Raw genomic sequence first — 22836 nt, 5'->3', positions numbered from 1 at the left:
ACACTTTTAAGGTAACAAAAAGAAGATTGCTGTATCGGAACTCTCTTTTAGAAGATAAACAGTAAGCTCATTGCAAATACGCTGTCTGCTTTGCTTAGCCCTTCTGGTACCTTGCTGTGGTATTGGCGTGAATGAGTGAATTTTAAGGCGATATCTTCAGTAATGTTATTCGTGATGCTCAAGTCACTATCAAGCCGAGAGTTACTTTTACCGCTCACTAGTGTGACGTTGGCCGTAAAGCCAAGGTTATCTAGTATTTGCCAGGTTGTATTTACATTACTACGTACGATCGCTTCTTGAACGGTGTGTGGAAAAATGATGTCATCATCATCAAGCTCATCCAGGTTTGGCTCCTGATAGCGAAAACCAGGCCCAATTTCGACTTCTAAAATGAAGTCTTGTGTGTAAGCGATTTGATAACCCAGTCCCCCTGATAAAGTGTAGTCTTCAAAGTAGGCACTGTAGCGAGAGTCTGTACCGTTAAAACTGCCATAAAGGTAGGTTTTAGGCCCCAATTTATAGTCGGTCTGCACGTTATAGATTGAAGAACGTTTATCTTCCTCACCATTTTTGTACAGGTTATAGAATTTCCATTCACCATTTGAACGGTGGCGTCCAGCTGTATACTCCATACTCAGTCGAGCATTTAAAGCGCGGGAATCCGTATTGCCAGAGTGGGACTGATAACCAAATTCAACCTCAGTTTGCCATGGCTCAGGCACTTTAATCTCTTGCTTTACTTCAACTGATTCTTCAGCATACGATACCGAAATATATAGTAAGCTTAAGCTAAGTAACCAGTATTTTGACACAGTAACCTCAGAGGCATTAAAAAGGAGCCTGATATTGATATAGAACGTCAGTTAGGTCAACAGAAGGTCAATTTTTCTTGGTTTTTCTGTTTTGAGTCATCTCTGTGTTGATCAATCCAATTCGTTGATGGATGAAAAGAGAATATGACACTAAAGCAGCAGATTATTCTCAAGGGCTGCTCTCTAACTGGGCGAGTATCTTGAGGTTACTTGGGTATAGTGAGGTTTAAGGTTATAATCTTGGGTCATTCGTAGTTATTGAGCAAAGTCATGGCGGAAAATAGAAATCGCAAACCTTCAGATATTCAGGTCGACGCAATTAAAGTCCCCCCACACTCGCTAGAAGCTGAGCAGTCGGTGATTGGTGGCCTTTTATTGGATAATGAACGTTGGGACACCGTAGCCGAACGTGTGGTAAGCAGTGATTTCTACAGCCGTCCTCACCGCCTGATTTTTGAAGGCGTAAAAGCCATTCTTGAAGAGAATAAACCACTTGATTTAATCACCCTATCTGAACATTTAGAGCGCCATGAGCAGCTTGATGATGTTGGTGGTTTTGCCTACCTTGCCGACTTAGCTAAAAATACCCCAAGTGCAGCGAACATTAATGCTTACGCTGATATTGTTGCAGAACGTGCTATTGTTCGTGGCTTGATCGGGGTTGCTAATGAGATCGCGGATGCAGGGTATGACCCTCAAGGGCGTAGTTCCGAAGACTTGATTGATTTGGCTGAAAGTAAAGTATTTGCGATTGCGGAATCACGAACCAGTGAAAACGAAGGTCCGCAAAATGTCGATAATATCCTTGAAAAAACGCTAGAACGTATCGAAATGCTGTATAAAACACCACAAGATGGTGTTACTGGCGTAGATACTGGTTTTACAGACCTGAACAAGAAAACCGCCGGTTTGCAAGGCTCCGACTTAGTTATTGTCGCAGCTCGACCTTCTATGGGTAAAACGACGTTTGCGATGAACTTGTGCGAAAACGCAGCCATGCAGCAAGACAAGCCTGTATTGATTTTTTCACTTGAGATGCCTGCAGAACAATTGATGATGCGTATGCTCGCGTCTCTTTCTCGTGTTGATCAAACAAAGATCCGAACAGGGCAGTTGGATGACGAAGATTGGGCTCGAATTTCTTCGACCATGGGTATCTTGATGCAAAAGAAGAATATGTACATCGATGATAGCTCTGGTTTGACACCGACTGAAGTGCGTTCTCGCGCTCGACGAGTAGCCCGTGAGCACGGTGGCTTGTCGATGATCATGGTCGATTACCTTCAGTTGATGCGCGTTCCAGCGATGTCGGATAACCGAACGTTAGAGATTGCTGAAATATCTCGTTCTTTGAAAGCATTAGCTAAAGAATTGAACGTACCTGTGGTCGCACTATCCCAGCTTAACCGTTCCCTAGAGCAACGTGCAGACAAACGTCCAGTTAACTCAGACTTACGTGAATCAGGTTCTATCGAGCAGGATGCTGACTTGATCATGTTTATTTATCGGGATGAGGTTTACCACCCTGATAGTCCTTACAAGGGAACAGCAGAAATCATTCTTGGTAAACAGCGTAACGGTCCGATTGGTTCAGTTCGTTTGACATTCCAAGGCCAGCACTCGCGTTTCGATAACTACGCAGGCCCAGCATTTGATATTGATGATGAGTAATACCATGAGCTATAAAAAAGCAGCAATTGCATGCGTAGATTTATCGGCATTGCAGCATAACCTGCTGCGTGTAAAACAACAGGCTCCTAACAGTAAAGTCATGGCGGTGGTCAAAGCAAATGGTTATGGCCATGGCTTACGTCACGTTGCTCAACACGCCATTGACAGTGATGCTTTTGGCGTGGCACGCATAGAAGAAGCGTTGCAACTTCGAGCGTGTGGTCTTGTAAAGCCGATTCTACTTTTGGAAGGCTTTTACTCGTCAGGTGATCTACCCGTTCTGGTGACCAATAATATTCAAACGGTTGTTCACTGCGAGGAACAACTGGTCGCGCTTGAACAAGCTGAGTTAGATACACCTGTTGTGGTATGGCTGAAAGTCGACAGTGGCATGCATCGCTTGGGGGTTCACCCAGAACACTATGATGAGTTTGTGGCTCGCTTGGAAGCATGTACCAATGTGGCCAAGCCTATTCGTTACATGAGCCACTTTGGCTGCGCTGATGAATTAGACAGCGATGTCACGACACAGCAAATCGAGCTATTTATGTCTCTCACAACTGGTTGCCAAGGGGAGCGCTCTTTAGCGGCTTCTGCTGGTTTTCTGGCTTGGCCACAAAGTCATCTTGATTGGGTTCGCCCTGGAATCATCATGTATGGTGTTTCGCCTTTCGCGGATAAAACGGCTCAAGACTTGGGGTATCAGCCTGTTATGACTTTGAAGTCTCACTTAATTGCGGTACGTGATGTGAAACAGGGTGAGAGTGTCGGTTATGGCGGTATATGGACCAGTCAACGCGATACCAAAGTCGGCGTGATTGCATTAGGTTATGGTGATGGTTATCCAAGGACCGCTCCTAATGGGACACCTGTACTAGTGAATGGACGCAGAGTCCCAATGGCAGGGCGAGTCTCTATGGATATGCTCACGGTGGACCTAGGGCCTGACGCAACTGATAAAGTCGGTGATGAAGCAATTTTGTGGGGCAAAGATTTACCCGTCGAAGAGGTTGCTCATCATGTTGGCACCATCGGTTATGAGTTAGTGACTAAGCTTACTTCCCGAGTTGAGATGGAGTATCTCCCATAACGGCAGAGTTAAGACTCTTTGCCGCTTAATAAAAGCTAGATTCAACTAACCTCAAGCTACTTGATTCAAAGCATCTTGAGGTTGGTTATCAGGTGTTTGCATAAGCGACAGTACTTGTATACCTGTTGAAACGTACCCAATGACTGGCTCAGTATTTATCTATTATTCACCATGAACCTATTCACCATGAATCGTTGCGATGATTCGTCGGTTCCCACCATGAATACGATGTTCTCCCAAGTAAATACCCTGCCACGTACCCAAAGCTAATCTGCCATTCTGAATTGGGAGCGTGAGGTTGTTACCAAGTATTGATGCTTTTATATGCGCTGGCATGTCATCGTCCCCTTCATAGGTATGCTGATAATAGGGAGCTCGCTCAGGTACAAAGCGATCAAAGTGTGCTTCGAGATCTGCTCGAACCGTGGGGTCGGCATTCTCATTGAGCGTTAAGCTAGCGGAAGTATGCTGAATAAACAGGTGTAATAAACCTACTGAAACAGATTGAATTTGTGGTAAGTGTTGTTCAATTTCATCAGTAATAAGGTGGAAGCCACGCTTTCTAGCCTTCAGCGTTATACTTTTTTGTGTCCACATTAGTTGAGCCTTGTCATGTTAGAAACGATGTTAATCTGATTAGAGCCTAGTAAAAGTAAATGTTACCATCATCATTAATTTGATGTATGTTCTTCAGGATTAAGTCACATTTTAGAGCTTGATTGAACCTTCTTTTAAGATAAGCCATGTTGGATGAATCTCCGCTCTGACCGAGTTATGTTGGTTTGGGAGCAGTAACGTGACCTAACTCAAAGTGGCTTGATAAGGACTCGGTCATAATCAAGGCATGAAAATAAATTACAATACCCTTGTTTTGTGATGTTTCGCCCAAACATGACATATATAGTACTTTTTGCTCAATCGGGAATTCCACAGTTTAAACTAGACTGGTGAGAATAAAACCTACTGTAACATCGGGATAAGAACCATGTTGAAAAATATCAATCCAACGCAAACTCAAGCTTGGAAAGCGCTGACTGCGCATTTCGAATCTGCACAAGATATGGATTTAAAAGAGCTATTTGCTCAAGACGCAGCGCGCTTCGACAAATACTCTGCACGTTTTGGCTCAGATATCCTAGTTGATTACTCGAAAAACCTAATCAATGAAGACACTCTGAAGCACCTTTTTGCCTTGGCTAATGAGACGGAGCTTAAGTCTGCAATTACCGCGATGTTCAGTGGTGAAGCGATCAACAAAACAGAAGATCGTGCGGTTCTTCATACGGCACTACGTAACCGTTCTAATGAACCTGTCATGGTCGATGGCGAAGACGTAATGCCTGCGGTTAATGCGGTTCTAGAGAAAATCAAATCATTCACAGAGCGTGTGATTGGTGGTGAGTGGAAAGGCTACACAGGCAAAGCCATCACAGATATCGTGAACATTGGTATTGGTGGTTCTGACCTTGGTCCTTACATGGTGACGGAAGCACTTGCACCATACAAAAATCATCTAAACCTTCACTTTGTTTCTAACGTTGATGGTACTCACATCGTTGAAACACTGAAGAAAGTCGACCCTGAAACTACATTATTCTTGATTGCGTCTAAAACGTTTACGACACAAGAAACAATGACGAATGCACACTCTGCACGTGATTGGTTCTTAGCGACTGCAGGCGATCAAGCACACGTGGCTAAGCACTTCGCTGCGCTTTCTACTAACGCTCCTGCTGTCTCTGAATTTGGTATCGATACAGACAACATGTTTGAGTTTTGGGACTGGGTCGGTGGCCGTTACTCTTTATGGTCAGCCATTGGTCTTTCAATCGCACTCGCTGTAGGCTACGACAACTTTATTGAGCTTCTTGATGGTGCTCATGAGATGGATAACCACTTTGTGTCGACAGATCTAGAAAGCAATATCCCAGTAATACTTGCTCTGATTGGTATTTGGTACAACAACTTCCATGGTGCTGAGTCAGAAGCCATTTTACCTTACGATCAGTACATGCACCGTTTTGCTGCGTACTTCCAGCAAGGAAATATGGAGTCGAATGGTAAATATGTTGACCGTGAAGGTAATGCGGTAAATTACCAAACGGGTCCAATTATTTGGGGTGAGCCAGGAACTAACGGCCAGCACGCGTTCTACCAATTAATTCACCAAGGCACTAAGCTGATCCCATGTGACTTTATTGCGCCAGCAATCAGCCATAATCCAGCGAGCGATCACCACCAAAAATTAATGTCTAATTTCTTTGCTCAAACAGAGGCATTGGCATTTGGTAAGTCTGCAGACACCGTTAAAGCAGAATTTGCTAAAGCAGGTAAGAGCGAAGAAGAAATGGCGTCACTGGTACCATTTAAAGTATTTGAAGGTAATCGCCCAACGAACTCTATCTTAGTTAAGCAGATCACACCGCGTACACTAGGTAACTTGATCGCTATGTACGAGCATAAGATCTTTGTTCAAGGTGTGATTTGGAATATCTTCAGCTTTGATCAGTGGGGAGTAGAACTAGGTAAACAATTAGCTAACCAAATTCTGCCTGAACTAGCAGGTAATGAAGTGATTCATTCACATGATAGTTCAACAAATGGTCTGATTAACGCATTTAAAGCGTTCAAAGCTTAATCTGCACAAGTCATTATAGAAAAGGTCAGCAAATGCTGACCTTTTTTTGTCTGAGACACATAAAAAATGGATTGGTTTTAGTTAACCTTTCTTGTTTTTATTCGAAACAAATCTCGATAAAGGCATTACCCCACTGGGAAGCAAAAGGCATGATGATGATCGAGCCTTCACATTTATGACGGATAGTATGCCCTTTGCCAGAGACAACAATAGGGGTTGCCATATCAAAATCAAAACCACTTTCAGCGAGAATGCGCTTGGCTCCACCGGTAACCATATTGGTGATTTCACCCACCATATCCGTCACTTCTTCATTAAGTCCACTTGGACGTTCCCCAAGCATTTTTTGCATGATTTCTAAGGCTAATGACTCATCAAAAGTGATCGACATTGAGCCACGAGTTTGTGGGCCAACCATACCAATAAGCCCAGAAACATCACCTCGTGCAATTTCATCTTTCTTAATTCTTGGTTTTTGAGGCTTGAGTTCTAATGAAGCCATGGTTTTTAGTACATTCATGAGAGAAGCTAAAAACGGATTTACAAATTCAGCACGCATAATGTTCTTCTATTTTTCTTTATCTTGTCTTTTCAGAGCAAGCTTGGCACTCACCATGGGTTTCGATGACTTGGTTGGTCAGTTTAAACCCGTGTTTTTCAGCATTACTTGCCAATAAGGATATCAGTGACTCATCTTCAAGTTCAACGACGTCGCCACATTTATCACAAATTAATAGTTGAAAAAAGTGCTGTTTAGCGTTGAAAGAGCAGCAAGTAATAAAGCTATTGTTAGACTCTACTCGATGAATAAACCCTTGTTCCAGAAGAAAGTCTAGTGCTCGATAGACGGTTGGTGGTTTCGCTTGAGGTTCACTTTCTTTCAACTGTTCTAACAGCTCATATGCGCTGGAAGCACGGCGATTAGAGCAGATGAGTTCAAAAACGCGTCTGCGTTGAGGGGTGAATCTTACCCCACGTTCTGCGCAGGTAAGTTCTATTTGCTCAAGTAAAGAGGGGTTCAAATCTTTCACCATAACAATCGAAGGTGTCTTATACAGTAACCGACTTTTCGTTAAGTTGGTCGAGAAGGCTACAGTGTACCTATTATTGAATCGAAAATCATGGCCTAAAGTAGCGAAACAATAATAGTGAACTCACACTAATGACTTAATTTATAAAATATAGAGTATGACCATCATCCAGAAAGGGGGTATTGCCAAGCAGTATGACTCTCATCATTGCCACACTCACAAAAAGACACCAGTAAATTCACTCAAATAAAAGCGAATTAACTTATGTCGGTTCATTGGCTTTATAACTAATTAGATCATGGGTGTCTTTTTACTAGGGAGGCTTTTATAATACAGTGAGGTAAAAAGTATTTACCCATTTAAAATCAACAATATGTGTTCAATTTTTTGTTTTTATTTATTAATTGGAACATAGGTGTACTTTCACTTTTTGACCTTGATGAGAAAATCGAATTAGTGACATGCCTGCACTTTGCCCAAGCGGGATAATTCTTTTTTGAGCGACAGGTGTTCGAGGCGTAACGATGAGCCGTTGCTCTTTTTTATGAATCTTTGGGTTTCAATATGTATAATCGGTGAATTATTTTTACAGTAACGCGAGAAATAGAGTTCCTTTATTCAGTTCGCGTTTTTCAATATTGAATTGTGCCACGAGCATCCATTGCCATAATGGCTGGTAGAAATGGATGAACTTGAGTATGTTCACAGAGTAGTTATATTTTTGAGTTAACCATGATGAACCCTGAAAACTCCAACAAATACGCGCCTTGCCGCTTGTCCGTTGCACCTATGCTCGATTGGACCGATCGTCATTGTCGTTATTTCCATCGTTTAATGACCAAAGAGACCTTGTTGTACACGGAAATGGTAACAACAGGCGCTATCATCCATGGAAAAGGGGATTTTCTGGCGTATAACCAAGAAGAGCATCCATTAGCACTGCAATTGGGTGGCTCAAACCCTCAAGATTTGGCCACCTGTGCGAAATTAGCTCAAGAGCGTGGTTATGATGAGGTGAACTTAAACGTCGGTTGCCCTTCAGACCGTGTCCAAAATGGTCGCTTTGGTGCTTGTTTAATGGCAGAACCACAATTAGTCGCAGATTGTGTCGCGGCGATGAAAGATGTTGTGGATATTCCTGTTACAGTAAAAACTCGTATTGGTATTGATGATTTAGACTCTTATGAATTCTTAACGGATTTTGTCTCGACTGTGTCGGAAAAAGGCGGTTGTGAGCAATTTACTATCCATGCTCGTAAAGCTTGGTTGAGCGGATTAAGTCCGAAAGAAAATCGTGAAATACCACCTCTGGACTACCCACGAGCTTACCAATTGAAAAAAGATTTCTCTGATCTAACGATTGCTATCAATGGCGGGATTAAGTCACTTGAAGAAGCCAAAGAGCACTTACAGCATCTTGATGGTGTGATGATTGGCCGTGAAGCGTATCAAAGCCCATATCTCTTAGCGTCAGTAGACCAAGAACTGTTTGGATCAAAAGCACCAGTTAAAAAACGCAGTGAAATCGTTGAAGAAATGTACCCGTATATTGAAGCTCAGTTGGCTAAAGGTGCCTACCTTGGACATATGACGCGCCATATGCTTGGGTTATTCCAAAGTATGCCCGGTGCTCGTCAATGGCGTAGGTATATCAGTGAAAATGCTCACAAGCCAGGTTCTGGCCTGGAGGTTTTACAAGCCGCTCTGGCTAAAATTCCTAAAGAGTTGGATGTGTAAAAATCGCCACTAGATGGTAAAAATTACCAGATCACGATTTTAAAAAGCCAGAGAATCAGGTGTTCTCTGGCTTTTTGTTTAATAATCAATGCGTTGTGCTTTTCTTTTGGGTTGGTATGAAACCTGCTTGGTGCATACTAAAACTAAAGGGGAACTTGTCATGTTGGAACTGATCTTTATTTTTGTTTTTACTGCCACCTTACTGGTAACTGGCCTAACAATGACGACGGTATTTATCGCTGCAGGTATTGCTGTTGTTGTGATGCTACTATTAGGGATGCTCGGCGTTGTGCTTAAATTATTACCATGGTTAATTGTTATTGCTCTTGGTATATGGTTTTTCAAATATGTTGTCGCCCAGCCTCGCTATAAACCGTAAATTAAGTCGATTTAGTTGATGGCGTGCGGTGAGAGTATGGTAATATTTATCGTATGCCTCACCTCGAAATCAACTATCTCGGAGTAAAAATCACATGACATATAAAGCGAACATCGCTTTAGCGACATTTTCGTTGATCGCGGCTTTACCAAGTTTTGCACAAGATGTTTCTTTCACCACAACCGTGGGTGCAGAGGCTTGGGCGTTTGATACAAAAGTGAACGAAGAAAAAAGAGATAGTCGTAGTACGGGTGTTTTCTTTATTGCCGTTGAAAATAATATTAAATACTTACCTAATGCTCGTTTGCGTTATTCGAGTATTGATGCGAACTATATGGGTTTTGATAAACTCGATTTATCACTTTACTACCCAATTCTTGAGCATGATCTATTGCATTTCGATGCCGGGATCACGTTTAGTGACTTGAGTAATACCAAATATGTGGATGCTGGTACTAATGCTCGCACCGAAAACTTTGATGGTTTAATTTGGGCATGGTATGGCTACGCAGAAATCAACGTACCGAACACGAACGTTGATGTAATTGGTGAAATGAATTTTGGCGATAATAAAGGAATTAAAAGTACTGACCTAATGGCTGGATTGCAGTATCGCGTGCCTATCAAGGAATCGGAATTGGCCTTACGTGCTGGCTATCGTGTCATTGATTTAGAATCGAAGGACTTTGTGTCTAGCGTTGGCGAGGAATATATTTTTGCTAATGGTTTCTTTGCCTCAGCGGAATACACGTTTTAAGGTCAAAAACGAATTTTTAAAAACGTCGCAATCTTAAGCGGCGTTTTTTTATATTACTTAGTTATATAAAATAGAATTTATCTCCTCTTTTTCCACACATCGACCATGCTTATTTAGGAGTGATGTATGAAAGGTCGGGGTAGGTTTTATGACTATAAATGAATTACGCCATCTATTTCGTGACAATCAGTTGGTAGAAGCCATTATCGAGCCATCGATTCAAGAAGGTGGGTGGGTTGTTGAGTTTCGTCATGCTCGTGGTGGATTCGTTTGCCTGACAGATAATCATGGAGAGGAATGCCTCTATGACGATCTTGACACGGCGTCTAAATCGGCTCTGGCTGTTGGCTTTCAGCAAGTTCGCATTGAAGACCGCTGATTGGATGCGCTTCTTACTCCGAAAAGTTATAAAACATTCACTTCTATTCTTTCTTGTTATTAAAAATAGTGGTTAATCTATCGTCACGCACTGAATAGGGATGTCGTGACAATGTCTTTTCAAAATAATGAATATTCTCATCAGAATATGACGGATGATAATCATGGGCAAGGTGAGAAGCCACCTATTACTGGCCCTCTAAATGACCAACAACTGAGTTCTCTTCAGCAAACTATTTCCGAGCTTTCTTCCCATCAATTGGCTTGGGTGAGTGGCTATTTTTGGGGATTAGCCCAGCAGCAACCCAATGCCACAGTGACGCCTATCGCGCAAGCAGTCGCATCAGTGGGAGCAAAACCTGCAGGCAAACTCAGTATTATTTTTGCGTCTCAAACGGGCAATGCAAAAGGGGTCGCTGAGGCTCTAGAGCAAGAGGCTAAAGCTGAAGGCATTGCTGTTGAGCTGTTTGATGCCAGCGATTACAAAGGAAAGCACCTTGCGAAAGAGACGCATGTGATCATCGTGGCGTCGACTAACGGTGAAGGTGAAGCACCGGATAATGCCATTGAATTGCATGAGTTTCTTCAATCCAAGAAAGCCCCTAAGTTACCAAACCTACAATACGCTGTCATTGCATTGGGTGATTCGAGCTATGAGTTCTTCTGTCAAACAGGTAAAGACTTCGATACTTATCTATCTAAGTTAGGCGCAACGGCCTTCTTTGAGCGTATTGATTGTGATGTGGATTATGAAACGCCAGCAGCAGAATGGCGTAAGCAAGCGCTTAGAAAGGTAAAAGAAGCCCTTTCTTCTGCTAATGAAGCAGAAGTGGTTCAACTGCCAGTTGGTCAAGTTGCTCCAGATCATTCTTCCTACAATAAGCAAAACCCTTACACAACGACGCTTTTGGCAAGTCAGAAGCTCACAGGGCGTGACTCGGGTAAAGATGTTCGCCACGTAGAGATTGACCTAGAAGAATCGGGTCTGACCTATCAGCCAGGTGATGCACTAGGTGTCTGGTTTGACAATAGCTCTGAGCTCGCTAATGACATCTTAGCGAAAGTCGGTCTTTCTGGCGTCGAAAGTGTTGAAGTTGATGGCGAAAGCCTTTCTATCCATAGCGCATTGATCAGTAAATACGAGATCACCGCATCAAACCCTCAATTTGTGACTAAGTTTGCTGAGCTGTCTGGGAGTAAGAAGTTACAAAAGCTGGTGGAAGATAAAGACAAACTTCGTCATTACGCAGCAAATACACAAATTGTTGATGTGCTTGCAGAGAAGAAGACCAAGCTCAGTACAGAAGAGTTGATTGGTTTACTTCGTCGATTGACTCCTCGCCTATATTCTATCGCTTCGAGTCAAACGGAAGTGGATGAAGAAGTTCACTTAACCGTAGGCTTGGTTGAATACGACAAAGGTGATGAGAAGCGCTACGGCGGAGCATCGAGTTTCCTCACTCAACGTCTAGAAGAAGGCGGTGAAGTGAAAGTGTTTGTTGAGCACAATAAGAATTTCAAACTGCCACAAGACGACAACACACCAATCATCATGGTTGGTCCTGGTACCGGTATTGCTCCTTTCCGCAGCTTTATCCAAGAGCGTGATAATCGTGATGCGGAAGGCAAGAACTGGTTGTTCTTTGGTGACCGTACCTTTACTCAAGATTTCCTTTACCAAGTGGAGTGGCAAAAGTACCTCAAGTCAGGTTTGCTAACTCGCCTTGATGTTGCGTTTAGCCGTGACCAAACCGAGAAGGTTTATGTTCAACATCGCATCCTAGAAAACGCGGAACAAGTTTGGCAATGGATCAAAGATGGTGCCTATATCTATGTATGTGGTGATGCCACACGTATGGCAAAAGATGTTCACGATGCACTGGTATTTGTCGCCGAGCAACAGGGCAAACTTTCTCGTGAAGAAGCAGAAGCATTTATCAATGATTTACGTAAAGCGAAACGTTACCAAAGGGATGTGTACTAATGAGCGCGAATCAACAAACAAACAGCCAAGAAGTATTAGGTGAGGTGCTTGGTCCACTCTCGGATAACGAACGCCTTAAAAGAGAAAGCAATTTACTGCGAGGAACGATTGAACAAGATCTGCAAGACCGTATTACTGGTGGCTTTACCGCAGATAACTTCCAATTGATTCGTTTTCACGGCATGTACCAGCAAGATGATCGTGATATCCGTAACGAGCGTGCCAAGCAAAAGCTAGAGCCGTTACACAATGTAATGCTTCGTGCACGTATGCCGGGTGGCATCATTACCCCAACGCAATGGTTGGCGATTGATAAATTTGCGACGGAGCATTCTTTGTATGGAAGTATTCGTCTAACTACCCGCCAAACATTCCAGTTCCATGGTGTTTTGAAGCCTAATATCAAATTGATGCATCAAACGCTAAATAGTATTGGTATTGACTCTATTGCGACGGCAGGTGATGTAAATCGAAATGTATTATGTACGACAAACCCTGTGGAATCGGAACTGCATCAAGAAGCTTACGAATGGGCGAAGAAGATCAGTGAACACCTACTACCCAAGACACGAGCTTATGCAGAGATTTGGTTAGACGGTGAAAAAGTAGAAAGTACAGAGGAAGACGAACCTATTTTAGGTAAGAACTACTTACCACGTAAGTTCAAAACTACGGTGGTTATCCCTCCGCAAAACGACGTAGATGTACACGCTAACGATCTTAACTTCGTTGCGATTGCAGAGAACGGCAAGTTGGTTGGTTTTAACGTTCTTGTCGGTGGTGGCCTTGCGATGACCCACGGTGATACATCAACCTATCCACGCCGTGCAGATGATTTTGGCTTTATTCCATTAGATAAAACACTTGATATTGCTGCCGCTGTAGTAACAACACAGCGTGATTGGGGTAACCGTTCAAACCGCAAAAACGCAAAGACTAAGTACACATTAGATCGTGTCGGTAGTGATGTATTTAAAGCAGAAGTGGAAAAACGTGCGGGTGTTGAATTTGGGCAAAGCCGCCCTTACGAATTCACAGAACGTGGTGACCGTATCGGTTGGGTTGCAGGGATCGATGGCAAACATCATCTGGCGCTCTTTATCGAAAATGGTCGTCTGTTAGATTTCCCAGGGAAACCACTTAAAACGGGTGTGGCTGAAATTGCCAAAATCCACAAAGGTGACTTCCGCATGACAGCAAACCAAAATCTGATTGTAGCTGGTGTAGCAGAGAGTCAAAAAGCAGTGATCGAGAAGATTGCCCGTGAGCATGGTTTAATGGATGAGGGTGTCAGTGAGCAGCGAAAAAATTCTATGGCTTGCGTGGCATTTCCTACTTGCCCATTAGCAATGGCAGAAGCAGAACGTTTTCTTCCTCAATTTGTCACTGATGTTGAACAAATTTTAGAAAAGCATGGCTTGCCTGAAGAAGATAATATTATTCTTCGTGTCACAGGCTGCCCAAATGGTTGTGGCCGAGCCATGTTGGCAGAAATTGGCTTAGTGGGTAAAGCCCCGGGTCGATACAACTTACATCTAGGAGGGAACCGTGGTGGTACACGAGTTCCCAAAATGTACAAAGAGAACATTACAGATAAACAAATCTTGGAAGAAATAGATCAACTGGTGTCACGTTGGGCTGTTGAACGTGAAGAAGGCGAAGCATTTGGTGATTTCACCATTCGGGCTGGCATTATTCAAGAGGTGTTGGTATCTAAGAGGGATTTCTATGCTTGATTCTGTAACGTCCAGACTGGAATTATCAGAGTTACTGACATTAACTAAAACGGAGCAGATTCTTCGTCTTGCTCAAATAAATGTCGAACTCGAAAAGCTTTCAGCCTCGGAACGCGTTAAGTGGGCTTTGGAAAACTTGGAAGGTGAGTTTGCTGTCTCTTCTAGCTTCGGCATCCAAGCTGCCGTGATGCTTCATCTTGTGACGCAGCAAAAGCCAGATATTCCGATTATTCTTACCGATACAGGGTACTTGTTTGCAGAAACCTACCAATTTATCGATCAGCTACAAGCACAACTTAACCTCAATCTTAAAGTGTACCGAGCAAAGGAAAGTCCTCAGTGGCAAGAAGCACGCTATGGAAAGTTGTGGGAACAAGGTATAGAGGGAATTGAAAAGTACAACAAGATAAATAAGGTAGAACCAATGCGACGTGCTCTACGTGAGCAAAATGTTGGGACATGGTTTTCTGGGTTACGTCGAGAGCAAAGTCAATCGCGCTCAGGTTTACCTATCTTGTCAATTCAAAATGGAGTATTCAAATTCCTTCCTGTTATTGATTGGAGTAATAAGGATGTTCACTACTACTTGGAAGTGAATGACTTGAGTTATCATCCTTTATGGGACAAAGGGTACCTTTCAATAGGAGATACCCATACGTCAAAAATATGGGAACCCGGGATGTCAGAAGAAGAAACCCGCTTCTTTGGGCTTAAGCGTGAATGTGGATTACATGAAGATGACAGTACTGAACAAGATGGCTCAGGAATCTAATAGTCAACAGCAATAAACCTAGCTCAATAAAAGAGAGTATGTTTCCTGAAGTAAAAAACAGCCCCTACTTTTTAAGTGGGGGCTTTTTTTCAAATGTCTTTAAAAGAAAGTCGCCAATGAGTGTACAAAATGACTCCCCAAAGAATAACTCTGTGGATAACTTGTTTGCAGCTTAGGGGTAAAGTTGAATAAATAAGGCGTTGAGGGATATATCAGCATTTAAGTATTATTTTTGCATTTTTTTCAAAATAACGCTTGCTAATGTGAATGCGATCTCTATAATGCATCTCCGTCGACAGGGCAGAGCTCACAAGGGCTCAAAGCAAAGTCGATAAGGTCGTAAAAAACGAAATAATTAACTGCTTCGTATTTTAAAAGAATAAAATAAAAAGCAAAAAAGTGTTTGACACAACAAATTATATCGTTAGAATGGCCGCCTCTTCTTAAGTAAGGAAGAGATGCTCTTTAAAAATAAGAACCTATCAATCTGTGTGGGCACTCGTTGATGATAATCCAATTAGAAACTTCTCTTAATGAGAGGCTTCAAATTCGATTTCAATGAACTGAGTGACCAATCAAGTCGAAAGACTTGGCACAGTCAATTTATTCAGTATTCATTGAGTCAAACAAAATCTTAAATTGAAGAGTTTGATCATGGCTCAGATTGAACGCTGGCGGCAGGCCTAACACATGCAAGTCGAGCGGAAACGAGTTGTCTGAACCTTCGGGGAACGATAACGGCGTCGAGCGGCGGACGGGTGAGTAATGCCTAGGAAATTGCCCTGATGTGGGGGATAACCATTGGAAACGATGGCTAATACCGCATAACGCCTACGGGCCAAAGAGGGGGACCTTCGGGCCTCTCGCGTCAGGATATGCCTAGGTGGGATTAGCTAGTTGGTGAGGTAAGGGCTCACCAAGGCGACGATCCCTAGCTGGTCTGAGAGGATGATCAGCCACACTGGAACTGAGACACGGTCCAGACTCCTACGGGAGGCAGCAGTGGGGAATATTGCACAATGGGCGCAAGCCTGATGCAGCCATGCCGCGTGTGTGAAGAAGGCCTTCGGGTTGTAAAGCACTTTCAGTCGTGAGGAAGGTAGTGTAGTTAATAGCTGCATTATTTGACGTTAGCGACAGAAGAAGCACCGGCTAACTCCGTGCCAGCAGCCGCGGTAATACGGAGGGTGCGAGCGTTAATCGGAATTACTGGGCGTAAAGCGCATGCAGGTGGTTTGTTAAGTCAGATGTGAAAGCCCGGGGCTCAACCTCGGAATAGCATTTGAAACTGGCAGACTAGAGTACTGTAGAGGGGGGTAGAATTTCAGGTGTAGCGGTGAAATGCGTAGAGATCTGAAGGAATACCGGTGGCGAAGGCGGCCCCCTGGACAGATACTGACACTCAGATGCGAAAGCGTGGGGAGCAAACAGGATTAGATACCCTGGTAGTCCACGCCGTAAACGATGTCTACTTGGAGGTTGTGGCCTTGAGCCGTGGCTTTCGGAGCTAACGCGTTAAGTAGACCGCCTGGGGAGTACGGTCGCAAGATTAAAACTCAAATGAATTGACGGGGGCCCGCACAAGCGGTGGAGCATGTGGTTTAATTCGATGCAACGCGAAGAACCTTACCTACTCTTGACATCCAGAGAACTTTTCAGAGATGAATTGGTGCCTTCGGGAACTCTGAGACAGGTGCTGCATGGCTGTCGTCAGCTCGTGTTGTGAAATGTTGGGTTAAGTCCCGCAACGAGCGCAACCCTTATCCTTGTTTGCCAGCGAGTAATGTCGGGAACTCCAGGGAGACTGCCGGTGATAAACCGGAGGAAGGTGGGGACGACGTCAAGTCATCATGGCCCTTACGAGTAGGGCTACACACGTGCTACAATGGCGCATACAGAGGGCAGCCAACTTGCGAAAGTGAGCGAATCCCAAAAAGTGCGTCGTAGTCCGGATTGGAGTCTGCAACTCGACTCCATGAAGTCGGAATCGCTAGTAATCGTGGATCAGAATGCCACGGTGAATACGTTCCCGGGCCTTGTACACACCGCCCGTCACACCATGGGAGTGGGCTGCAAAAGAAGTAGGTAGTTTAACCTTCGGGAGGACGCTTACCACTTTGTGGTTCATGACTGGGGTGAAGTCGTAACAAGGTAGCGCTAGGGGAACCTGGCGCTGGATCACCTCCTTATACGATGATTATTACGATGAGTGTCCACACAGATTGATACGGTTTATAAAGTAAAAGAGAAAGAACATCCCCCAAGATGTTCAACTCAGTGTCCCGTTCGTCTAGAGGCCTAGGACACCGCCCTTTCACGGCGGTAACAGGGGTTCGACTCCCCTACGGGATACCACTTCTTTTTGAAGTAAAATGGGTCGTTAGCTCAGTTGGTAGAGCAGTTGACTTTTAATCAATTGGTCGCAGGTTCGAATCCTGCACGACCCACCATTTCTTCCTTTAGAAATGATTCTCAAGATGGGGCTATAGCTCAGCTGGGAGAGCGCCTGCCTTGCACGCAGGAGGTCTGCGGTTCGATCCCGCATAGCTCCACCATCTTGAATCTTAAGATATAAAAGAACACTCAGTTTTGTTTATTGCCTTATTTGGCATGAACAAGCATTGAGGGCGATTAGCTCAGTTGGGAGAGCACCTGCCTTACAAGCAGGGGGTCACTGGTTCGAGCCCGGTATCGCCCACCATCTTTAAGCGTACTTTCTTGAAAAAGACGAGTGCTTTTAAAAATGGTTACTTTATCTTAAGTAATTCGCTCTTTAACAATTTGGAAAGCTGACAGATAACAATTTGATTGATTGTTATCTAATAAAAGTTCTCAAATCCTATGTCTTTTAAAGATGTAGGTACCAATACACATTCAAGTGTTCTTGGGTTTTACTTCGTTCTTAACGAATGGAGCAAAACATATTTGAGTCCGGCAAAATCGAACGCTATCTCGCTCATTCAAATAATGAGATAGCAAACTTTGGTTGTTTAAACAACAAACTCAAGATTTCTTCTGAAACTCTTTGGGGTTGTATGGTTAAGTGACTAAGCGTACACGGTGGATGCCTTGGCAGTCAGAGGCGATGAAAGACGTAGTAACTTGCGATAAGCCCAGATTAGGTAGTAACAACCATTTGAGTCTGGGATTTCTGAATGGGGAAACCCACGTGCATAAGCACGTATCGTTATGTGAATACATAGCATAACGAGGCGAACCGGGGGAACTGAAACATCTAAGTACCCCGAGGAAAAGAAATCAACCGAGATTCCGAAAGTAGCGGCGAGCGAAATTGGACTAGCCCTTAAGCTTTTTATGCGTTAGACGAACGGTCTGGAAAGTCCGGCGATACAGGGTGATAGCCCCGTAGTTGACAACGCACATTCAGTGAAATCGAGTAGGGCGGGACACGTGATATCCTGTCTGAATATGGGGGGACCATCCTCCAAGGCTAAATACTACTGACTGACCGATAGTGAACCAGTACCGTGAGGGAAAGGCGAAAAGAACCCCTGTGAGGGGAGTGAAATAGAACCTGAAACCGTGTACGTACAAGCAGTAGGAGCCCACTTGTTGGGTGACTGCGTACCTTTTGTATAATGGGTCAGCGACTTATATTCAGTGGCAAGGTTAACCATCTAGGGGAGCCGTAGGGAAACCGAGTCTTAACTGGGCGCTCAGTCTCTGGATATAGACCCGAAACCAGGTGATCTAGCCATGGGCAGGTTGAAGGTTGAGTAACATCAACTGGAGGACCGAACCGACTAATGTTGAAAAATTAGCGGATGACTTGTGGCTAGGGGTGAAAGGCCAATCAAACCTGGAGATAGCTGGTTCTCCCCGAAAGCTATTTAGGTAGCGCCTCGGACGAATACTACTGGGGGTAGAGCACTGTTAAGGCTAGGGGGTCATCCCGACTTACCAACCCTTTGCAAACTCCGAATACCAGTAAGTACTATCCGGGAGACACACGGCGGGTGCTAACGTCCGTCGTGGAGAGGGAAACAACCCAGACCGCCAGCTAAGGTCCCAAATTACTACTAAGTGGGAAACGATGTGGGAAGGCTCAGACAGCCAGGATGTTGGCTTAGAAGCAGCCATCATTTAAAGAAAGCGTAATAGCTCACTGGTCGAGTCGGCCTGCGCGGAAGATGTAACGGGGCTAAGTAGTAAACCGAAGCTGCGGCAATGCACTTTTGTGCATTGGGTAGGGGAGCGTTCTGTAAGCCGTTGAAGGTGTGTTGTAAAGCATGCTGGAGGTATCAGAAGTGCGAATGCTGACATGAGTAACGATAAAGGGGGTGAAAAACCCCCTCGCCGGAAGACCAAGGGTTCCTGTCCAACGTTAATCGGGGCAGGGTAAGTCGACCCCTAAGGCGAGGCCGAAAGGCGTAGTCGATGGGAAACGGGTTAATATTCCCGTACTTCTTACAATTGCGATGGGGGGACGGAGAAGGCTAGGTGGGCCTGGCGACGGTTGTCCAGGTTCAAGTGCGTAGGCTGAAGAGTTAGGTAAATCCGGCTCTTCTTAAGGCTGAGACACGACGTCGAGCTACTACGGTAGTGAAGTCATTGATGCCATGCTTCCAGGAAAAGCCTCTAAGCTTCAGATTGTAAGGAATCGTACCCCAAACCGACACAGGTGGTCGGGTAGAGAATACCAAGGCGCTTGAGAGAACTCGGGTGAAGGAACTAGGCAAAATGGTACCGTAACTTCGGGAGAAGGTACGCTCTCGACGGTGAAGTCCCTCGCGGATGGAGCTATTGAGAGTCGCAGATACCAGGTGGCTGCAACTGTTTATTAAAAACACAGCACTGTGCAAAATCGTAAGATGACGTATACGGTGTGACGCCTGCCCGGTGCCGGAAGGTTAATTGATGGGGTTAGACTTCGGTCGAAGCTCTTGATCGAAGCCCCGGTAAACGGCGGCCGTAACTATAACGGTCCTAAGGTAGCGAAATTCCTTGTCGGGTAAGTTCCGACCTGCACGAATGGCGTAATGATGGCCACGCTGTCTCCACCCGAGACTCAGTGAAATTGAAATCGCTGTGAAGATGCAGTGTACCCGCGGCTAGACGGAAAGACCCCGTGAACCTTTACTACAGCTTGGCACTGAACATTGACCCTACATGTGTAGGATAGGTGGGAGGCTTTGAAACCAGCACGCCAGTGTTGGTGGAGCCGTCCTTGAAATACCACCCTTGTAGTGTTGATGTTCTAACGTCGACCCCTTATCGGGGTTGCGGACAGTGCCTGGTGGGTAGTTTGACTGGGGCGGTCTCCTCCCAAAGCGTAACGGAGGAGCACGAAGGTGGGCTAATCACGGTTGGACATCGTGAGGTTAGTGCAATGGCATAAGCCCGCTTGACTGCGAGAATGACAATTCGAGCAGGTGCGAAAGCAGGTCATAGTGATCCGGTGGTTCTGTATGGAAGGGCCATCGCTCAACGGATAAAAGGTACTCCGGGGATAACAGGCTGATACCGCCCAAGAGTTCATATCGACGGCGGTGTTTGGCACCTCGATGTCGGCTCATCACATCCTGGGGCTGAAGTCGGTCCCAAGGGTATGGCTGTTCGCCATTTAAAGTGGTACGCGAGCTGGGTTTAGAACGTCGTGAGACAGTTCGGTCCCTATCTGCCGTGGGCGTTGGAGAATTGAAAGGGGCTGCTCCTAGTACGAGAGGACCGGAGTGGACGAACCTCTGGTGTTCGGGTTGTGTCGCCAGACGCATTGCCCGGTAGCTAAGTTCGGGATCGATAACCGCTGAAAGCATCTAAGCGGGAAGCGAGCCTTGAGATGAGTTCTCCCTGATACATTAAGTATCCTAAAGGGTTGTCGGAGACTACGACGTTGATAGGTCAGGTGTGTAAGCGTTGTGAGGCGTTGAGCTAACTGATACTAATTGCCCGTGAGGCTTAACCATACAACACCCAAAGGGTTTTGATGGACTCAAATAGAACATTGAATGTGTAAGAACTGAAACAGCTTTCCAGATTATTTAAATCCTGATAACAGGATTTAAAACAGAATTTGCTTGGCGACCATAGCGATTTGGACCCACCTGATTTCCATCCCGAACTCAGAAGTGAAACGAATTAGCGCCGATGGTAGTGTGGGGCTTCCCCATGTGAGAGTAGGACATCGCCAGGCTTTAATTTATTTTCACTTTTTTGAAAAGTGAAGACAAAAATTTAGACTTTAAGTCTAACCAGTGCGGAGCGGTAGTTCAGTTGGTTAGAATACCGGCCTGTCACGCCGGGGGTCGCGGGTTCGAGTCCCGTCCGCTCCGCCATTTATTCCAGACCCTAGCAGAAATGCTAGGGTCTTTTCGTATTTGCGATATTATTTTGGTCTACGACCAACGAGTCCCGGTTGCCCGCAACCCCGGCCGCTCCGCCATTTATTCCAGACCCTAGCAGAAATGCTAGGGTCTTTTCGTATTTGCGATATTTTGGTCTACGACCAACGAGTCCCGGTTGCCCGCAACCCCGGCCGCTCCGCCATTTATTCCAGACCCTAGCAGAAATGCTAGGGTCTTTTCGTATTTGCGATATTATTTTGGTCTACGACCAACGAGTCCCGGTTGCTTGCAACCCCCGCCGCTCCGCCACTTATACCAATCTGGAAAATTAGCTGATCAGGTCAATCCAATCCTTTGTACACATTTGGGTAACCCTATCAGCACGCTCCAAGAATCAGTGCACACTTTCGACACAATATCTTGGTAGTCGGTAAAACTCTGATACCAATCTAAGTAAAAATATGATCTAATTGAGGTTGTTACTTTATCGTCAAAGGGATGCGATGGACAACCTCGATAACACTGATTTTAAAAAGCTTGCTAGCCAACAAAAATCTATCCAGATGAAGATGCGATTACTCGCATTGGCACACTTTAAAGATGGCCACTCTCGCACCCAAATCGCCAAGTTCCTTAAAGTCAGTAGAACCAGTGTGAACAAATGGGTACAAACATTCTTTGAAGAAGGGCTTGAAGGACTGCAAGAGAAACCAAGAACGGGTCGACCAGCATTCCTCAATACCCAACAACGTGAACAGCTAAGCCTGTTTATAAAGACACGTGCCGAAGATTCATCTGGGGGGAGGTTAACAGGTACTGATATTCATGCTTATATCGTGAAAGAGTTTGATAAACACTACCACCCAGACTCTATCTACTATTTGCTTAATCACATGGGCTTCTCTTGGATAACATCACGCTCCAAGCACCCTCGTCAATCCCAGCAAATCCAAGACGATTTTAAAAAAATTCAAAATTGAAACGATCCTTAAGATCCCCGGCCATATTGGGCTAGAGAGTGTTGATGCCTGGTTTCAAGACGAAGCTAGGTTCGGCCAACAGAACACAACGACACGTCTTTGGACGACTCGTGGAACAAGGCCTCGCGTGGTAAAACAACAGCAATTTGAATACGCTTATTTATTTGGTTCGGTATGCCCTGAAAGAGGAATGGGTGAAGCCATAGTGATTCCTTGGATTAACAAGGACATAATGATAAATCACTTAGAGAGCAGATATCTAAGGCGACTGAAAAAGGACGTCATGCTGTCGTTATAATAGATGGTGCAGGCTGGCATAGCGATGATATTACGAGAGAGTTTAATAATGTCAGTACTATTAAGCTTCCTCCCTACTCGCCAGAGCTTAACCCTATAGAGCAAGTTTGGAGTTGGTTGCGACAACATTATCTAGCGAATCAAAGTTTCATTGATTATAACGACATTGTTTCCAAAGTTTGTCGCGCTTGGAATAGGTGTCTTGAGAGCAAAGATCGTGTCACAAAAATAAGCAAAAGAGATTGGATAAACCTGAACAGTTAATTTTC

14 protein-coding genes, 5 tRNA genes, 3 rRNA genes and 1 pseudogene are annotated in these 22836 nt (G+C 44.6%); 19 read left to right on the top strand and 4 right to left on the bottom strand.

The features are described 5' to 3' along the window. Positions 1-47: 47 nt before the first annotated feature. The gene (locus tag BS333_RS12500; protein WP_021710726.1) at positions 48-812 is read right to left on the bottom strand and encodes a DUF481 domain-containing protein; all 765 of its coding nucleotides are present in this window, start codon (positions 810-812) and stop codon (positions 48-50) included. A gap of 270 nt (positions 813-1082) precedes the next feature. On the opposite strand from BS333_RS12500, the gene BS333_RS12495 reads away from it, so the two are divergent. Together BS333_RS12495 and alr are read left to right on the top strand one after the other, a co-directional pair. Next, complete coding sequence (locus BS333_RS12495; RefSeq protein ID WP_021710725.1) at positions 1083-2483, top strand: replicative DNA helicase; 1401 nt, start codon at positions 1083-1085, stop codon at positions 2481-2483. 4 nt (positions 2484-2487) lie between these two features. Then, positions 2488-3573, top strand: coding sequence for an alanine racemase (gene alr / locus BS333_RS12490; protein WP_021710724.1), 1086 nt, complete (start codon positions 2488-2490; stop codon positions 3571-3573). A 177-nt stretch (positions 3574-3750) separates the two neighbouring features. Here the strand turns inward: alr and BS333_RS12485 are convergent, their stop codons facing one another. Then, positions 3751-4170, bottom strand: a complete 420-nt coding sequence (locus BS333_RS12485) for a secondary thiamine-phosphate synthase enzyme YjbQ (RefSeq protein ID WP_021710723.1) — start codon at positions 4168-4170, stop codon at positions 3751-3753. Positions 4171-4558: 388 nt separating this feature from the next. Between BS333_RS12485 and pgi the strand changes: the two genes are divergently transcribed. After that, positions 4559-6211 carry a glucose-6-phosphate isomerase gene (gene pgi, locus BS333_RS12480; RefSeq protein ID WP_021710722.1) on the top strand — a complete coding sequence of 551 codons (1653 nt, stop codon included), beginning with the start codon at positions 4559-4561 and terminating at the stop codon, positions 6209-6211. A gap of 97 nt (positions 6212-6308) precedes the next feature. On the opposite strand, the gene BS333_RS12475 is transcribed toward pgi, so the two are convergent. Together BS333_RS12475 and zur are read right to left on the bottom strand one after the other, a co-directional pair. Next, the gene (locus BS333_RS12475) at positions 6309-6770 is read right to left on the bottom strand and encodes a chemotaxis protein CheX (protein ID WP_021710721.1); all 462 of its coding nucleotides are present in this window, start codon (positions 6768-6770) and stop codon (positions 6309-6311) included. Between the two features lie 19 nt (positions 6771-6789). Next, the gene (gene zur / locus BS333_RS12470) at positions 6790-7245 is read right to left on the bottom strand and encodes a zinc uptake transcriptional repressor Zur (protein WP_021710720.1); all 456 of its coding nucleotides are present in this window, start codon (positions 7243-7245) and stop codon (positions 6790-6792) included. 732 nt (positions 7246-7977) lie between these two features. Between zur and dusA the strand changes: the two genes are divergently transcribed. From dusA to BS333_RS12390, 16 genes and pseudogenes are all read left to right on the top strand, one after another. Beyond that, positions 7978-8979, top strand: a complete 1002-nt coding sequence (gene dusA, locus BS333_RS12465) for a tRNA dihydrouridine(20/20a) synthase DusA (protein WP_033004166.1) — start codon at positions 7978-7980, stop codon at positions 8977-8979. A gap of 160 nt (positions 8980-9139) precedes the next feature. Continuing rightward, positions 9140-9358 carry an envelope stress response protein PspG gene (gene pspG, locus BS333_RS12460; protein WP_021710718.1) on the top strand — a complete coding sequence of 73 codons (219 nt, stop codon included), beginning with the start codon at positions 9140-9142 and terminating at the stop codon, positions 9356-9358. A 94-nt stretch (positions 9359-9452) separates the two neighbouring features. Beyond that, positions 9453-10115 carry a TIGR04219 family outer membrane beta-barrel protein gene (locus BS333_RS12455; RefSeq protein ID WP_021710717.1) on the top strand — a complete coding sequence of 221 codons (663 nt, stop codon included), beginning with the start codon at positions 9453-9455 and terminating at the stop codon, positions 10113-10115. 148 nt (positions 10116-10263) lie between these two features. After that, positions 10264-10494, top strand: a complete 231-nt coding sequence (locus BS333_RS12450; protein ID WP_021710716.1) for a hypothetical protein — start codon at positions 10264-10266, stop codon at positions 10492-10494. 111 nt (positions 10495-10605) lie between these two features. After that, entirely contained in the window at positions 10606-12477 is a 1872-nt protein-coding gene (locus BS333_RS12445) for an assimilatory sulfite reductase (NADPH) flavoprotein subunit (protein WP_021710715.1), read from the top strand. Next, complete coding sequence (gene cysI / locus BS333_RS12440; protein WP_021710714.1) at positions 12477-14213, top strand: assimilatory sulfite reductase (NADPH) hemoprotein subunit; 1737 nt, start codon at positions 12477-12479, stop codon at positions 14211-14213. Before BS333_RS12445 ends, cysI begins: the two co-directional genes overlap by 1 nt. After that, positions 14206-14985 (top strand): phosphoadenylyl-sulfate reductase, encoded by a 780-nt coding sequence (locus BS333_RS12435; RefSeq protein WP_021710713.1) that lies wholly within the window; start codon positions 14206-14208, stop codon positions 14983-14985. The genes cysI and BS333_RS12435 overlap by 8 nt, the downstream gene beginning before the upstream one ends. A gap of 636 nt (positions 14986-15621) precedes the next feature. Further along, positions 15622-17174: ribosomal RNA gene (locus BS333_RS12430) — 16S ribosomal RNA — on the top strand. Positions 17175-17264: 90 nt separating this feature from the next. Then, positions 17265-17340 (top strand) — tRNA-Glu (locus BS333_RS12425). A gap of 19 nt (positions 17341-17359) precedes the next feature. Further along, positions 17360-17435: transfer RNA gene (locus BS333_RS12420), tRNA-Lys, on the top strand. A 29-nt stretch (positions 17436-17464) separates the two neighbouring features. Further along, positions 17465-17540: transfer RNA gene (locus BS333_RS12415), tRNA-Ala, on the top strand. Positions 17541-17610: 70 nt separating this feature from the next. Then, positions 17611-17686: transfer RNA gene (locus BS333_RS12410), tRNA-Val, on the top strand. Positions 17687-18022: 336 nt separating this feature from the next. Further along, positions 18023-20912, top strand: a 23S ribosomal RNA gene (locus BS333_RS12405). 110 nt (positions 20913-21022) lie between these two features. Beyond that, positions 21023-21139: ribosomal RNA gene (gene rrf, locus BS333_RS12400) — 5S ribosomal RNA — on the top strand. The 16S, 23S and 5S rRNA genes sit together here with 5 tRNA genes alongside, the layout of an rRNA operon. 65 nt (positions 21140-21204) lie before the next feature. After that, a tRNA-Asp gene (locus BS333_RS12395) sits at positions 21205-21281 on the top strand. 512 nt (positions 21282-21793) lie between these two features. After that, a pseudogene (locus BS333_RS12390) lies at positions 21794-22831 on the top strand (IS630 family transposase). Positions 22832-22836 lie beyond the last annotated feature (5 nt).

This window comes from Vibrio azureus (assembly GCF_002849855.1).
Lineage (GTDB): Bacteria > Pseudomonadota > Gammaproteobacteria > Enterobacterales > Vibrionaceae > Vibrio > Vibrio azureus.
The sequence above is the reverse complement of the archived record's forward strand: the minus strand, read 5'-3'. Positions and strand labels throughout refer to the sequence as shown.

What these genes read in the sequence shown, in the direction of transcription:
- BS333_RS12495 (WP_021710725.1), top strand. Translation starts at nt 1,083, where the DNA reads ATGGCGGAAAATAGAAATCGCAAACCTTCAGATATTCAGGTCGACGCA.
- alr (WP_021710724.1), top strand. Translation starts at nt 2,488, where the DNA reads ATGAGCTATAAAAAAGCAGCAATTGCATGCGTAGATTTATCGGCATTG.
- BS333_RS12485 (WP_021710723.1), bottom strand. Translation starts at nt 4,170, where the DNA reads ATGTGGACACAAAAAAGTATAACGCTGAAGGCTAGAAAGCGTGGCTTC.
- pgi (WP_021710722.1), top strand. Translation starts at nt 4,559, where the DNA reads ATGTTGAAAAATATCAATCCAACGCAAACTCAAGCTTGGAAAGCGCTG.
- BS333_RS12475 (WP_021710721.1), bottom strand. Translation starts at nt 6,770, where the DNA reads ATGCGTGCTGAATTTGTAAATCCGTTTTTAGCTTCTCTCATGAATGTA.
- zur (WP_021710720.1), bottom strand. Translation starts at nt 7,245, where the DNA reads ATGGTGAAAGATTTGAACCCCTCTTTACTTGAGCAAATAGAACTTACC.
- dusA (WP_033004166.1), top strand. Translation starts at nt 7,978, where the DNA reads ATGAACCCTGAAAACTCCAACAAATACGCGCCTTGCCGCTTGTCCGTT.
- pspG (WP_021710718.1), top strand. Translation starts at nt 9,140, where the DNA reads ATGTTGGAACTGATCTTTATTTTTGTTTTTACTGCCACCTTACTGGTA.
- BS333_RS12455 (WP_021710717.1), top strand. Translation starts at nt 9,453, where the DNA reads ATGACATATAAAGCGAACATCGCTTTAGCGACATTTTCGTTGATCGCG.
- BS333_RS12450 (WP_021710716.1), top strand. Translation starts at nt 10,264, where the DNA reads ATGACTATAAATGAATTACGCCATCTATTTCGTGACAATCAGTTGGTA.
- BS333_RS12445 (WP_021710715.1), top strand. Translation starts at nt 10,606, where the DNA reads ATGTCTTTTCAAAATAATGAATATTCTCATCAGAATATGACGGATGAT.
- cysI (WP_021710714.1), top strand. Translation starts at nt 12,477, where the DNA reads ATGAGCGCGAATCAACAAACAAACAGCCAAGAAGTATTAGGTGAGGTG.
- BS333_RS12435 (WP_021710713.1), top strand. Translation starts at nt 14,206, where the DNA reads ATGCTTGATTCTGTAACGTCCAGACTGGAATTATCAGAGTTACTGACA.